The organism is Luteibacter flocculans, assembly GCF_023612255.1.
In the GTDB taxonomy this organism is placed as follows: domain Bacteria; phylum Pseudomonadota; class Gammaproteobacteria; order Xanthomonadales; family Rhodanobacteraceae; genus Luteibacter; species Luteibacter flocculans.
On the sequence record NZ_CP063231.1, the window covers coordinates 1,913,616 to 1,928,077 of the forward strand.

At 66.2% G+C, this 14,462-nt stretch carries 11 protein-coding genes and 1 pseudogene; 6 read left to right on the plus strand and 6 right to left on the minus strand.

Features of this window, described 5'->3' with window-relative positions; translation table 11 throughout:
• Positions 1–145: 145 nt before the first annotated feature.
• Entirely contained in the window at positions 146–1,558 is a 1,413-nt protein-coding gene (locus tag IM816_RS08140) for an MFS transporter (protein ID WP_250340719.1), read from the minus strand.
• A 149-nt stretch (positions 1,559–1,707) separates the two neighbouring features.
• Between IM816_RS08140 and ligA the strand changes: the two are divergent.
• The 3 genes and pseudogenes from ligA (at position 1,708) to gloA2 (ending at position 5,444) form a co-directional block, all read left to right on the plus strand.
• Positions 1,708–4,096, plus strand: a pseudogene (gene ligA / locus IM816_RS08145) (NAD-dependent DNA ligase LigA).
• A complete protein-coding gene (gene epmA / locus IM816_RS08150) occupies positions 4,093–5,043 on the plus strand; it encodes an EF-P lysine aminoacylase EpmA (RefSeq protein ID WP_250340494.1) in 951 nt (316 codons plus the stop codon). Before ligA ends, epmA begins: the two are co-directional and overlap by 4 nt.
• A gap of 5 nt (positions 5,044–5,048) precedes the next feature.
• On the plus strand, positions 5,049–5,444 hold the full coding sequence (gloA2, locus tag IM816_RS08155; RefSeq protein WP_250340495.1) for an SMU1112c/YaeR family gloxylase I-like metalloprotein: 396 nt from the start codon (positions 5,049–5,051) through the stop codon (positions 5,442–5,444).
• 720 nt (positions 5,445–6,164) lie between these two features.
• Here gloA2 and IM816_RS08160 read toward each other — a convergent pair.
• The 5 genes from IM816_RS08160 to sbcB form a co-directional block, all read right to left on the minus strand.
• Positions 6,165–7,016: an IS110 family transposase gene (locus tag IM816_RS08160; RefSeq protein ID WP_250340496.1), complete on the minus strand. Its 852-nt coding sequence runs from the start codon at positions 7,014–7,016 to the stop codon at positions 6,165–6,167.
• A gap of 896 nt (positions 7,017–7,912) precedes the next feature.
• Positions 7,913–8,260 (minus strand): transposase, encoded by a 348-nt coding sequence (locus IM816_RS08165; RefSeq protein WP_250340497.1) that lies wholly within the window; start codon positions 8,258–8,260, stop codon positions 7,913–7,915.
• Complete coding sequence (locus IM816_RS18865) at positions 8,257–8,499, minus strand: IS110 family transposase (protein WP_425602636.1); 243 nt, start codon at positions 8,497–8,499, stop codon at positions 8,257–8,259. Before IM816_RS18865 ends, IM816_RS08165 begins: the two co-directional genes overlap by 4 nt.
• Positions 8,500–9,293: 794 nt before the next feature.
• Positions 9,294–9,983 carry a DUF2461 domain-containing protein gene (locus IM816_RS08175; RefSeq protein ID WP_250340720.1) on the minus strand — a complete coding sequence of 230 codons (690 nt, stop codon included), beginning with the start codon at positions 9,981–9,983 and terminating at the stop codon, positions 9,294–9,296.
• 8 nt (positions 9,984–9,991) lie between these two features.
• Positions 9,992–11,416, minus strand: a complete 1,425-nt coding sequence (gene sbcB / locus IM816_RS08180; protein WP_250340498.1) for an exodeoxyribonuclease I — start codon at positions 11,414–11,416, stop codon at positions 9,992–9,994.
• Between the two features lie 104 nt (positions 11,417–11,520).
• Here sbcB and orn point away from each other — a divergent pair, with 104 nt between their 5' ends.
• The 3 genes from orn (at position 11,521) to glmM (ending at position 14,456) form a co-directional block, all read left to right on the plus strand.
• The gene (orn, locus tag IM816_RS08185) at positions 11,521–12,087 is read left to right on the plus strand and encodes an oligoribonuclease (RefSeq protein WP_072320821.1); all 567 of its coding nucleotides are present in this window, start codon (positions 11,521–11,523) and stop codon (positions 12,085–12,087) included.
• A gap of 4 nt (positions 12,088–12,091) precedes the next feature.
• Complete coding sequence (gene folP, locus IM816_RS08190; protein ID WP_250340499.1) at positions 12,092–12,997, plus strand: dihydropteroate synthase; 906 nt, start codon at positions 12,092–12,094, stop codon at positions 12,995–12,997.
• A gap of 64 nt (positions 12,998–13,061) precedes the next feature.
• Positions 13,062–14,456 carry a phosphoglucosamine mutase gene (gene glmM / locus IM816_RS08195; RefSeq protein ID WP_250340500.1) on the plus strand — a complete coding sequence of 465 codons (1,395 nt, stop codon included), beginning with the start codon at positions 13,062–13,064 and terminating at the stop codon, positions 14,454–14,456.
• The last annotated feature ends 6 nt before the right edge of the window (positions 14,457–14,462 follow it).

Genomic DNA, 14,462 nt, shown 5'->3' on the forward strand with positions numbered 1-14,462 from the left:
AATCGCCCATCGCCAGCAGGCTGGCTCCCACCGGCAAGTCTCCATCGCCCCACCATAGTGGTTCCTCCTGCAAGTCCCGCACCGCTATAGCGGCTCCCACAGACAAGTTCCCCCGCCGCCATGGCGGCACCTCGCCGGGACGGACTTACGCTTCTGCCGCCGCACGCGGATCGCGCAGGCGGCTGAAGATCCAACTGGCCGCGAGTGTGATCAGACCGAGCACGACCACCGACCAGTGGAACGCGAGCACGTAGCCTTCGGCGTCGCGCGTTTCGAGGAAGCCGGCCATCAGCAGCGACGCGAACGCGATGCCGAAACTCATCGAGAGATATTGAGCGGTCGATGCCATCGACGAGGCCATGGAGGCGTATTTCACGTCGAGATCGACATAGGTCAGGGTGTTCATCGACGTGTACTGCAACGACATCACGGCGCCGTAGATGTACACGAAGACCACGACAAGCCACGGGGGCGCCTGAGGCGACAGCAAGGCGAAGGAACACAGCACCACCGATACCGCAATGGTGTTGCCCAGCAGCAGGCGGCGATAGCCGAAGTGGGTGAGCAGGCGATCGATGAACGGCTTCACCGAGATCGATCCAATGGCTTGCGGCACCATCATCAGGCCCGCCGCCAGTGGCGACCAGCCGCAGCCGATCTGCAGGAACAGCACCAGTAGCAGGTACATGCCCGACACGCCCAATCGCGTGAACAGGTTGCCTGCCAGCGACACCCACACGCTACGCACCTTCAGCAGCGACAGATCGGTGACGGGATAGGCCGTGCGCCGGCTGTGCCACACATAGGTCACGCCCAGTGCCAGCGCGCCAAGGGCATAGATCACCACCGAGAACCAATGACCGTCGCCGCCCGCCGTTTCGGCAGCCATCAGGCACAGCGCGGAGGCGCCGGCAAACAACAGGAATCCGCCGATGTCGAAGCGGTGTGCGCGGTCGAGGCGATAGTCGGGCATCTCGCGGCGGTTGAGCAGGAAACCGGCGATGCCGACGGGCACGTTGATAAGGAAGATCAACCGCCAGTTCGTGAATTCCACCAACGCACCGCCGAGCAACGGCCCGAACACCGAGCCGAGCAGGCCGAAGGTGGCGACCGTGGTCATGGCGCTGACGAACTCGCGGCGGTCGATGCTGCGCACCATCACGTAGCGGCCCACCGGCATCAGCGCTGCGCCGCCCAGGCCCTGAATGATCCGGGAGAGCACGAGCTGCGGCAGGCTCTGTGCCAGCCCGCAGAGCAGCGAGCCCAGAGAGAACACGAGAATGGCGCCGCCGAATACGCGCCGCGTGCCGAACCGGTCGCACAGCCACGGGCTCATGGGTATGAAGATCGCCAGCGTGAGCACGTAGCTGGTGAGCGCCGTACGCATGCTGAGCGGCGTGACGCCGAGCGCCCCCGAAATGGCGGGCACGGCGGTGTTGACGATCGTCGAGTCCAGCGCCTGCATGAAGAAGGCGGCGGATACCAGCCAGATCAGACCGCGATAGCGCGCCTTGCTGGTGGGGGCAGCCGGGGCGAGGGCGGGGCGGTCGGTTGGCAGGGGTGGACGTCGGTCGGAGCGGGTCTGTCGATGACGTCATTAACGGGCATGGCCCCACAATTATAGCGGATGGCATCCTTGCTTTTGCCGCGCCTTCGTCCGACAGTTCAGGGTCGCGTCGGTCAAGCGCACCATCACGGACCCTGCACATGCCACAACCCATCGCCCCCGAAGCCGTCGAGCGCGCCGAAACCCTGCGCCGCCGCATCGAGGATGCGAATTATCGCTACCACGTGCTGGACGAGCCGGACATCGCCGATGCCGACTATGACCGCCTGATGCGGGAGCTGGAAGCGCTGGAAGCGCAGTACGCAGATCTCGCCAGCGACGACTCCCCACGCGTCGCGTGGGGGCGCGTGCGACGGGCGGCTTCGCGGAGGTCGTGCATGCCGTCCCCATGCTGTCGCTCGGTAATGCTTTCGAGCAGGACGGCGATACCGATCGGGAAAAATATCGCGAGGTAGCGGATTTTGAACGGCGCATCGAACAGACGCTTGACCGCAAGGCACCGGTGTTCTCTGTGGAACCCAAGCTCGACGGTCTGGCGATCAGCCTGCGCTACGAAGATGGCGTCTTCGTGCAGGGCGCCACGCGTGGTGACGGTGCCGTGGGCGAAGACGTCACGGCGAACCTGCGCACGGTGAAAGCTATCCCGCTTCGCCTGCGCGGTACGGGCTGGCCGCGCGTGCTGGAAGTGCGCGGCGAAGTCATCATGCCGCGTGCTGCGTTCGAAGCATTCAACGAGCGCGCCCGTGCGGCGGGCGAGAAACCGCTTGCGAATCCCCGCAATGGCGCCGCCGGTTCGCTGCGTCAGCTCGATCCCGCCGTGACTGCCAAGCGACCGCTCGCGTTCTTCGCGTATGCGGTGGGACGCGTCGAAGGCGGCGAGCTGCCGGATACCCATTCCGCCACGCTGGCGAAGCTGCGCGACTGGGGTTTTCCGGTGTCGCCCGAGGTCGACACCGCGACCGGCTTCGACGGCCTCATCGCCTATTTCCGCCGCATCGGCGAAAAGCGCAACAGCCTGCCGTACGACATCGACGGCGTGGTCTACAAGCTGGACGATTACGCGGGACAGCAGGACATGGGCTTCGTCTCGCGCGCGCCGCGCTGGGCGATTGCGCACAAATACCCTGCGCAGGAACAGACGACCACGGTCGAGGCCATCGAGATTCAGATCGGCCGTACTGGCGCTGCCACGCCCGTGGCGCGGCTCACGCCCGTGCAGGTCGGCGGCGTTACCGTCACCAACGCTACGCTGCACAACGCCGACCAGGTAGCACGTCTCGACGTGCGCATCGGCGACAGCGTCATCGTGCGCCGCGCGGGCGATGTGATTCCCGAAGTGGCACGCGTGGTGATGGAGCGCCGCCCAGCGAACACCGTACCGTGGAAGATGCCGTCCACGTGTCCCGTGTGCGGTTCGGAGTTGCTTCGCGAGGAAGGCGCTGCCGCGTATCGCTGCTCGGGCGGTCTGATCTGCGCCGCGCAGCGCAAGGAAGCCCTGATTCACTTCGCCTCGCGCCGCGCGATGGACATCGACGGACTCGGCGATCGTTTCGTGGATGCGCTGGTCGAATTCGACATGGTGCATACGCCGGCCGATCTCTACGCGCTCACCGTGGAAAGCTTCGTGCGCATGAAGGCGCTGGCGGACGAGCGCGACGGCTCCATACCGGAGACGGTGAAGCAGGGCCGCATCGCTACCAAGTGGGCGGAAAACCTCGTCGCCCCGATCGAGGCGAGCAAGCGCTCCACGCTGCCGCGCTTCCTGTTTGCGCTGGGCATCATGCACATCGGCGAAAGCACCGCAAAGACGTTGGCGACGTGGTTGGGCTCGCTGGAACACGTCCGCCACACACCGGCGCCGGTGTTGCGCGTCTTGCCTGATATCGGCGACGAGGTTGCCACGTCGATCGCCGCGTTCTTCGAGCAGGAAGGCAACCAGGCGGTGGTCGATAAGCTGCTGGCCGCTGGCGTGGTCTTCGCCGACGAGGGCGCTCCTTCGCCGAAGCTGCGCGATCGACTCGGCCTCGACGTGCTGCTCGACGCCGCCAAGGTGCCGAAGCTTGGCCCCAAGAGTACGGCGACGCTGGCGAAGCACTACGACAGCCTGGATGCCCTGGTGAAAGCGGGCGAACACCAGTGGATCGTCGCGGGTGTGCCGCAGGCCGCCGCGACGAATCTCGCCACCTATCTGGCCGACGCCGAGCACCTCGCCGCGCTTTGCGCGACGCGGATACCGCGATGCGCCGGCTCGCGGCGGCGTTGCCGGCAAAAGCCGCGTCGGCCTTGCCGCTGGAAGGCATGACCTACGTCATCACTGGCACCATGGAAACGCTCAAGCGCGACGACGCCACTGAACGCCTCGAATCGCTTGGCGCGAAAGTCGCGGGATCGGTGTCGAAGAAAACGACTGGGGTGTTCGCCGGTGAAGCGGCCGGCTCGAAGCTCGACAAGGCGAAGGAACTCGGCGTGCCGGTCCACACGGAAGCCGATCTCGTCGCCTTGCTCACGCAACACGGAGTGGCCCCTTGAACGACCTGGGCTCCCTGCGGCTGCGTGCCGATACCTATGGGCGCATTCGCGCTTTCTTTGCGTCGCGTAGCGTGCTGGAAGTGGAGACGCCCATCCTCTCCGCCGCCGGTAACACCGACCCTAACATTCAGAGTTTCAGCACGCGTTTCCACGGACACGTCGATGCCGGAGCGCGCGTGCGCTGGATGCGTACCTCGCCGGAATTTCCGTTGAAGCGCCTGCTCGCGGCAGGCGTCGGCGACTGCTACGAACTCGGCCGCGTGTTTCGCGACGGGGAAGCCGGTGGCCGGCACAATCCCGAGTTCACGATGCTCGAGTGGTACCGCGTCGGCTGGGACGAGGCACGGCTCGCCCGCGAAGTCATCGACCTGTTGGAAGTTCTTCTGCTGCACGCCGGTCGCACGATCGACGTTGTGGAAACGACTTACCGCGCACTCTACCGCGACGTGTTGGGCGTCGATCCGCTGGTCGATCCCATCGATCGGTTGCAGGCGCCGCTCGCCGACGCGGGCATCGATCCCGCTGGACTGGAGCGCGACGACTGGCTGGACCTGTTGATGACGCATCGCATCCAGCCCGCGTTTCCGCGCGACCGGATCACCGTCATTTCCGACTACCCCGCCAGCCAATGCGCGCTCGCACGCATCCGCGACGGCGATCCGCCCGTGGCGAAGCGCTTCGAGGCGTATGTCGGTCCGTACGAAGTCGCCAACGGCTATCACGAGCTGAACGACGCGGCGGAACAACGCCTCCGCTTCGAGCGCGACAACGCACGCCGTCGTGAGCGCGGGCTCGACGAGGTGCCGCTCGACGAGAACCTGCTCGGCGTGCTCGATCGCTTGCCGGATTGCGCAGGCGTTGCGCTGGGCGTCGAACGTCTGCTGATGGTACTGGCGGGCACCGATGCCATTGCCGACGTGCTGGCGTTTCCCTTCGCCGAGGCCTGACCCCGATGCTCGAAGCCATCCATCACGTGGCGCTTATCTGCTCCGATTACGCGCGCTCGAAGGCCTTCTACACCGAGGTCCTGGGCCTGAAGGTCCTCCACGAGGCGTACCGCGAGGCGCGCGATTCGTGGAAGCTCGATCTCGAAGTAAGCCCCGGTGTGCAGTTGGAACTGTTCTCGTTTCCGTCGCCGCCGAAGCGGCCGTCACGCCCGGAAGCGCAGGGCTTGCGGCATCTCGCCTTCAGCGTGCGCGACATCGATACCGTGGTAGCGACGCTGCGCGACCGCGGCGTCACCTGCGAGCCCATTCGCGTGGACGAATACACGGGCCGCCGCTTCACCTTCTTCGCCGATCCCGACGACCTGCCGATCGAGCTTTACGAAACGATCGAGCCTGCCTGACGGTCGGTTCGAAGCGAAGGTGGGAGCCACCCTGGTGGCGATAAGCCAACGAAGCGGTGTAGCGGCGAGGCAAGCTCCCATCGCCAGCAGGCTGGCTCCCACCTGCGAGCCTGCGTGACTGTCGATCCGAAGCAAAGGTGGGAGCCACCCTGGTGGCGATAAGCCAGCGTAGCGATGTAGCACTGAGGCAGGTTCCCATCGCCAGCAGGCTGTCTCCCCACTTGCGAGCCTGCGTGACTGTCGATCCGAAGCGAAGGTGGGAGCCACCCTGGTGGCGATAAGCCAACGAAGCGGTGTAGCGGCGAGGCAAGCTCCCATCGCCAGCAGGCTGGCTCCCACCTGCGAGCCTGCGTGACTGTCGATCCGAAGCGAAGGTGGGAGCCACCCTGGTGGCGATAAGCCAACGGAGCGGTGTAGCGGCGAGGCAAGCTCCCATCGCCAGCAGGCTGGCTCCCACCTGCGAGAGCCTGAGTGACTGTCGGTTCGAAGCGAAGATGGGAGCCACCCTGGTGGCGATAAGCCAACGAAGCGGTGTAGCGGCGAGGCAAGCTCCCATCGCCAGCAGGCTGGCTCCCACCTGCGAGCCTGCGTGACTGTCGATCCGAAGCGAAGGTGGGAGATCCTATGTTGAGGCGCAAGCGGCAGCGAAGCGTTCGGGGTCGAAGGGCTGACCTTTAGTGAGGATGGCGTGGGCGAGTCGGATGATCTTCCGAGCCAGGATCACGAAGACGGCGGTGGCACTGAGTCCGCGCGCGCGGTAGCGCGCGTAGAGTGCTTGGCCGACCGTATGCCGAGCGAAGGTGGCCGCCGCCATGTAAGTCGTCGTCGAAATTCCGCCTCGCCCCGCTTGGAGAGCTTACGCGTGCCGCGGTAGCTGCCGGACTCCCGGGGCCGAGGGTCCAAGCCGATATAGGCAATCAGCGCCTCGGCGCCAATGCCTGGCAGGCGCCAGAAAAGGCTCAGCAAGGCCGCACTGCTAAGCGCCCCCACGCCGGGAATGGTGCGCAGCAGTTCGCGTTGTTGTTGGCGCGCCCGATCGGCGGCGACCTGCTCATCGATGAGTCGGTCGATCTGGGCCAGGGCGGCTTTGTACTGCGCCAACAAGGCATCGATAGCGGGCAGCGGCGCGTCCTGGAAACCTAACCGCAGGCTGCCTTGCTGCCTCACCAGCAAGGCCCGTCGCCGCAGCAGCCATTCCAGGCTGGCCGCATGCTCTTCCGGCGCGGTATAGCGTCGTAAATGGTCCTGCTCGCGCTCCAGATAACGGGCAATGACTTGGGCGTCGACCCGATCGGTCTTGGCCCGTCGCCGCAGGCTCTCCGCGTAATGGCGCACGTCCCGCGGATTGAGCAGGTAAATGGCCCCCTTGGCCACCGCACGCTGCAACAACGTCTGATGGCAGGCGCCGCTGGCTTCCACGGCCAGCACGCTGCGCGGCGGCAACTCATCCAGCCACGCATCAATGGCCGGCGGGTCGTTGCCGATCCGCCGCGTCTGACCCGGCACTTGGTGGCAAGCCACCGTCAGAGCCGCCTTGTCGATATCGATCCCGAAATGACGTACTGGCTTCATGGTCCCACTCCTCGTAGTCTCAAGGACGGCTGGGGTGAAGCCCATCGACGCGTTAGCTTGTTCATCGGCGATCGGATCGCCAGATCCTTCATCGACGCTCACGATGGGTCGGGATGTCTCTCACTGTCGGTCTCGTTGGTCGAGCCGATACCACTAGCGTCCCACACCCCAGCCCTTTATCCCTCGCCTTGCCGGCGAGAGAAAGGGGCGGACACAACATACAAGCCACCCTGGTGGCGATAAGCCAACGGAGCGGTGTAGCGGCGAGGCAAGCTCCCATCGCCAGCAGGCTGGCTCCCACCTGCGAGCCTGGTGACTGTCGGTTCGAAGCGAAGATGGGAGCCACCCTGGTGGCGATAAGCCAACGGAGCGGTGTAGCGGCGAGGCAAGCTCCCATCGCCAGCAGGCTGGCTCCCACCTTCGAGCCTGCGTGACTGTCGATCCGAAACGAGGGTGGGAGCCACCCTGATGGCGATAAGCCAACGGAGCGGTGTAGCGGCGAGGCAAGCTCCCATCGCCAGCAGGCTGGCTTCCACCAGCGAGCCTGCGTGACTGTCGATCCGAAGCGAAGGTGGGAGCCACCCTGGTGGCGATAAGCCAACGGAGCGGTGTAGCGGCGAGGCAAGCTCCCATCGCCAGCAGGCTGGCTCCCACCTGCGAGCCTGCGTGACTGTCGATCCGAAGCGAAGGTGGGAGATCCTATGTTGAGGCGCAAGCGGCAGCGAAGCGTTCGGGGTCGAAGGGCTGACCTTTAGTGAGGATGGCGTGGGCGAGTCGGATGATCTTCCGAGCCAGGATCACGAAGACGGCGGTGGCACTGAGTCCGCGCGCGCGGTAGCGCGCGTAGAGTGCTTGGCCGACCGTATGCCGAGCGAAGGTGGCCGCCGCCATGTAAGTCAGTCGTCGAAATTCCGCCTCGCCCCGCTTGAGAGCTTACGCGTGCCGCGGTAGCTGCCGGACTCCCGGGGCCGAGGGTCCAAGCCGATATAGGCAATCAGCGCCTCGGCGCCAATGCCTGGCAGGCGCCAGAAAAGGCTCAGCAAGGCCGCACTGCTAAGCGCCCCCACGCCGGGAATGGTGCGCAGCAGTTCGCGTTGTTGTTGGCGCGCCCGATCGGCGGCGACCTGCTCATCGATGAGTCGGTCGATCTGGGCCAGGGCGGCTTTGTACTGCGCCAACAAGGCATCGATAGCGGGCAGCGGCGCGTCCTGGAAACCTAACCGCAGGCTGCCTTGCTGCCTCACCAGCAAGGCCCGTCGCCGCAGCAGCCATTCCAGGCTGGCCGCATGCTCTTCCGGCGCGGTATAGCGTCGTAAATGGTCCTGCTCGCGCGCTCCAGATAACGGGCAATGACTTGGGCGTCGACCCGATCGGTCTTGGCCCGTCGCCGCAGGCTCTCCGCGTAATGGCGCACGTCCCGCGGATTGAGCAGGTAAATGGCCACCCCTTGGCCACCGCACGCTGCAACAACGTCTGATGGCAGGCGCCGCTGGCTTCCACGGCCAGCACGCTGCGCGGCGGCAACTCATCCAGCCACGCATCAATGGCCGGCGGGTCGTTGCCGATCCGCCGCGTCTGACCCGGCACTTGGTGGCAAGCCACCGTCAGAGCCGCCTTGTCGATATCGATCCCGAAATGACGTACTGGCTTCATGGTCCCACTCCTCGTAGTCTCAAGGACGGCTGGGGTGAAGCCCATCGACGCGTTAGCTTGTTCATCGGCGATCGGATCGCCAGATCCTTCATCGACGCTCACGATGGGTCGGGATGTCTCTCACTGTCGGTCTCGTTGGTCGAGCCGATACCACTAGCGTCCCTCACCCCAGCCCCTTATCCCTCGCCTTGCCGGCGAGAGAAAGGGGCGGACACAACATACAAGCCACCCTGGTGGCGATAAGCCAACGGAGCGGTGTAGCGGCGAGGCAAGCTCCCATCGCCAGCAGGCTGGCTCCCACCTGCGAGCCTGCGTGACTGTCGATCCGAAGCGAAGGTGGGAGCCACCCTGGTGGCGATAAGCCAACGGAGCGATGTAGCAGTGAGGCAGGTTCCCATCGCCAGCAGGCTGTCTCCCACTTGCGAGCCTGCGTGACTGTCGATCCGAAGCGAAGGTGGGAGCCACCCTGGTGGCGATAAGCCAACGGAGCGGTGTAGCGGCGAGGCAAGCTCCCATCGCCAGCAGGCTGGCTCCCACCTGCAAGTTGCCACCTACCTGCAAGTTGTCATCTACCTGCAAGTTGTCACCTACCTGCAAGTTTTCTCCCACCCGCAGGGTTTCTCCCTAGAACTCCAGCTCCTGCGCCGCGCAGAGATAATCCACCATCGGCGCGAGCCGCTTGAAGTGGTCCACAACGAACGGCAGCAGGTCGGGCGAGCAGGCCATCGCTTCGTCGAAGTCGCGGCCCGCGGCGAAGTTCTTGCGCTTCAAGTCCTCGATCAGCTCGTGGTTTGCATCGAATCCTCGCGGTGGCCGCGACAGGCTCTCACCCCAGAAGCTGAAACGCTCGCGGAACGCCTTGGTCTGCGTGGCGCGCTTCCACGCACCGGGATTGTCCGCGAGAAACTCGCGCAGCTTCTTCAGCACCGGCGGCTCCGGATGCCACATGCCGGCGCCGACGAAACACTCGCCGGGCTGGATGTGCAGGTAGAAGCCCGGTGCCGGGATCTCGTGGCGCCGCTCGTGGAAAAACCGCGAGCCCTGCCAGTTCTTGTACGGCTGCTTGTCGTTGGCGAAGCGCGTGTCGCGGTGAATGCGGTAGAGGCTGCCGCCGACCTTGCGCGGGTCCGCGCGGAAGTGCGGGCTGATCGCATGCAGCGGCGCCGCGAGATCGCCGATCAGCGCAATGAACGGCTCCCGCACATGGCGCTCGTAGTCGTCCTTGTGCTCGTGGAACCATTCGCGGTTGTTATGGCGTGCCAGCGCGTTGAAGAAGCGGAAGGTGGCAGGCGTGAAGTAGGCTTTTTTCGGCATCGTATCGGTCAAGGCAGTTCGCGGCCCCATGCTTCCAGGGCGTCGAGCAGGGGCAGCGGGGCGTCGGGCAGGGCGCGCAGGGCGGCCAGTTCGCGAGTGTATTCGTCGAGCGTGAGCGTCGTCAGCGGGCCGCTACGGGTCAGCCGATCATGGCGGAAGGTCTCCCAGCGCTGCTGTTCGTCCAGGCTCAAGGTATGCGGCCAGTTGCGCGCGCGATAACGGAACAGCAACTCGGGGTAGCGCGGATCGCGGAAAGGGAACGAATGGCCGCCCAGCCGCTCCGGCGGCGTAGCGCGCACCTCGGCCAGCAGACGACGGTCGGCATCGGGCAGGAACCCGCCGTAGAGACCCAACTCCGGATCGGCGGCGGGCGGCAGGTCGCCCGCATGCGCGTAGACGCGACGCAGCTTCTCGGCCAGGCCGGTGGCGGTGCGCAGCGCGTCCAGGTGGCGCTCTATCGCCGCCATGTCCACACCGAGACGTGCATGGTCGGCGCCCTTGAGCACCGACAACGGGGCCAGGGCCGGCGCATGGTTCGCGCGAACGGTGCGCAGGGCGATCCGCTCCACGCCTTCGGGGAGATCGGCGCGCGAAGTGAACACGCGGTCGGCGATGTCGCCGTCGTCGAGCCGAAGCAGGTCGGTGGGATCGGCGGCGAGATCGTAGACGATGATCTCGCCCGGCCGTGCGGGATGGGCGGCCAGCGGTGCGATCACGGCGAGGCACTGGCGGCTGGCCGGATAGCGCGACGACACGTGCACGATCGGCGTCATCGCCGCCACGTCCAGCAGCTCGAATACGCGCTGCTTGCGGCGCAGGGCGAAGTACCAGTCCCACAGACGCGGTTGCTTCTGCCGGATCAGACGGGCCAGGGCGATCAGCGCTTCCACATCGGACAGCGCATCATGCGCGCGATCCTGTTTCAGCCCGTTGGCGGTCGCGAGGTGCTCGAGCTTGAAGCTGGGCGTGCCGTCATCCCGCGTCGGCCACACGATGCCTTCCGGCCGCAGCGCCTGGCACATGCGTACCAGATCGATGAGATCCCAGCGCGAGTTGCCGTTCTCCCATTCGCGCCCATACGGATCGTAGAAGTTGCGGTACAGGAGATGCCGGGTGAACTCGTCGTCGAAGCGCAGCGAGTTGTAGCCGACGGTGCAGGTGCCGGGCAGGGCGATCTGCTCGTGGATCGCCGCGGCAAAGTCGGCTTCCTTCAGTCCCTCGCGCTCGGCGTGCTGCGGCGTGATCCCGGTGATGAGACAGGCGACCGGCTGCGGCGGCATGTCGCGCGGCGGCTTGCAGTAGATCATCAGCGGCTCGCCGACCACCTCCAGGTTGGCGTCCGTGCGGATGCCGGCGAACTGGCTGGGGCGGTCGCGTCGCGGATCGGCGCCGAAGGTCTCGTAGTCGTGCCAGTAGAAGGTCGGTTCGGCCATGCGGCGATGATCTCACGTTCCGTCGACATCGTCGGTCCGGAACTCGCATGCGCTCCTACGCGCGCCCTCGGCAGGTTAGACTCAGCGGCACCGAAGGAGACCTCATGACACCGGTACACGACGACAACCTCATCTGGATCGACCTGGAGATGACGGGTCTGGACACGGACAACGACTCCATCCTCGAAATTGCCACCATCGTGACGGACAAGGATCTGAACGTGCTTGCCGAGGGACCGGTCTTTGCGATCTCGCACGCCGACGTCCGTCTGCAGAAGATGGACGCATGGAACCGCAATCAGCACATGCGCTCCGGCCTCTGGGGCCGCGCGGTGGAATCCGACACCACGCCCGAGCAGGCCGAAGAAGCGACGATCGCCTTCCTGCGCCAGTGGGTGCCTGCGGGCAAATCGCCGATGTGCGGCAACTCGATCTGCCAGGATCGCCGTTTCCTGCACCGCGAAATGCCGAAGCTGGAGCGCTATTTCCATTACCGCAACCTCGACGTCTCCACTTTGAAGGAGCTGTCGCGGCGCTGGTCGATGGAGATTTCCCGCGGCTTCGCCAAGGAATCCGCGCATACCGCGCTGTCCGACATCCGCGACTCGATCGACGAGCTGCGCTATTACCGCCGTTTCATGGGCCCGCTGGGCGGCCAGCAGCCGGGCTGACGGCATGAGCTTCGATCCGTTCGCTCCGGTCCTCGATTGCAATGGTCGCGCCCTGGTGCTCGATCGGCCGCGCGTCGTCGGCATCGTCAACGTCACACCCGACTCGTTCTCCGACGGCGGCCAGCATGCCTCGCTCGACGAGGCCTACGCCCATGCGATGCGCCTGGCGGAAGAGGGCGCCGACATGCTCGACGTTGGCGGCGAGTCCACCCGCCCCGGCGCCGACGACGTCACGGTCGAGGAAGAAATCCGTCGCGTCGTGCCGCTGATCGAGCGGCTGGCGGCGGCGACCACACTGCCGATTTCCGTGGACACCTCCAAGCCCGAGGTCATGCGCGCGGCCATCGGCGCAGGCGCGGGCATGATCAACGATGTCTACGCGCTGCGCCGCGAGGGCGCGCTGGACGCAGCGGCCGACCTGCGCGTGCCGGTCTGCCTGATGCACATGCAGGGCGAGCCGCGGACGATGCAGGACGCGCCGGCGTACGACGACGTGGTCGGCGAGGTTCACCGTTTTCTGACCGATCGGCTGTTCGCCTGCGAGCTGGCCGGCATCGAGCGCCGTCGTGTTCTGGTCGATCCGGGTTTCGGCTTCGGCAAGACGCTAGAACACAATCTCGCCCTGCTGCGCGCCACCGCGCGCTTCGCAGAGCTGGGGGCGGGCGCCTATATCGGCGTATCGCGCAAGGGCATGATCGGGCAGCTCACCGGTCACCAGGAACCCGCGGCGCGCGTGCACGGCTCCGTGGCAGCGGCACTGGTGGCCGTGCAACGGGGTGCCGTCATGGTGCGCACTCACGACGTGGCTGCCATGGTGGATGCCCTCGCCGTGTGGGCCGCCATCAAGGCGGGGGATACCGCGCCGCGCCAGGACAAGCCGGCGATGCCGCGCTGGCCGGACGACGACTGAACCGAGCCGCGGCAGCTCTGCGCTGCCGGAGTATCCTCGGCCGATCCTGGAAGGACGAACACCCATGAACGAACGCAAGTATTTCGGCACCGACGGCATCCGTGGCCGGGTCGGTACCTATCCGATCAGTGCCGATTTCATCCTGCGCCTGGGCCGTGCCGCCGGCGCGGTGCTCGCCAGGCGCCGCGCGGCCAGCCAGCAAGCCACCACCGACCGTCGCGACCAGGGTCGCCGCGTCACGGTGGTGATCGGCAAGGACACCCGCGTTTCGGGCTACATGTTTGAAGCCGCGCTCGAAGCCGGTCTCGTGGCTTCCGGGGCCGACGTGCGCCTGCTCGGCCCGATGCCGACGCCCGCCGTGGCCTTTCTCACCCGTTCGCTGCGCGCGGACGCGGGCATCGTCATCAGCGCGTCGCACAACCCGCACCAGGACAACGGCATCAAGTTCTTCTCCGGCCACGGCGAAAAACTGGACGACGCGCTGGAAGCGGAGATCGAGGCGGAAATCGAGGCCGAATTCGTCACCGTGGCCTCCGAGGCACTGGGCAAGGCCAGCCGCATCGATGACGCGGTCACCCGTTACGCCGAGTTCTGCAAATCCACGGTGTCGGACGACTTCTCGTTGCGCGGCATGAGCCTCGTGCTCGATTGCGCGCACGGCGCGACCTATCAGGTGGCGCCCAAGGTGTTCCGTGAACTGGGCGCCGACGTGTTCACTATCGGCGCCGAGCCGGACGGCCTCAATATCAATCGCGGGGTGGGTTCGACCGATCCAGCCGCCCTGGCGGCGAAGGTGGTAGAGCGGGGTGCGGACCTCGGCATCGCCTTCGACGGGGACGGCGACCGCGTGCGTGTGGTAGACGCGGACGGCACGGTCACCGACGGCGACGACATGCTCTACGTGATCGCCCGCCACTGGAAACGTCGCGGGGCACTGCCCGGGCCGGTCGTCGGCACGCTCATGAGCAACTATGGCCTGCAGCGCGCGCTGAAGGCCATGGACATCCCCTTCGTCCGAGCCAACGTCGGCGACCGCTACGTGCTGCAGCAGCTCAAGGAGCATGGCGGCATCCTCGGCGGCGAGACCTCGGGCCACGTGCTTTGCCTCGATCGCTTCACCACGGGCGACGGCATCGTTGCCGCGCTGGCACTGCTGGAAACCCTCGCCGAGGCGGGCGAGACCTTCGCCGAAGCGCGCGCGGGCCTGGTCAAGTTGCCGCAGACCATGGTCAACGTGCGCGTCGAGGGCGCCAAGGCAGCCCTGGCGAAGGACTCGGTGAAACAGGCGCTGGCCGAGGTAGAGGCTGCGCTGGAAGGCCGCGGCCGGGTCGTGCTGCGCGCCTCGGGCACCGAACCGCTGGTCCGGGTGACCATCGAGGCGGCCGATGCCGCCGAAGTGGAACGGCTGGCGGGGCAACTGGCCGACGCCGTAAAATCGGCGGCCCAGGCCACGGCCTGACCCATT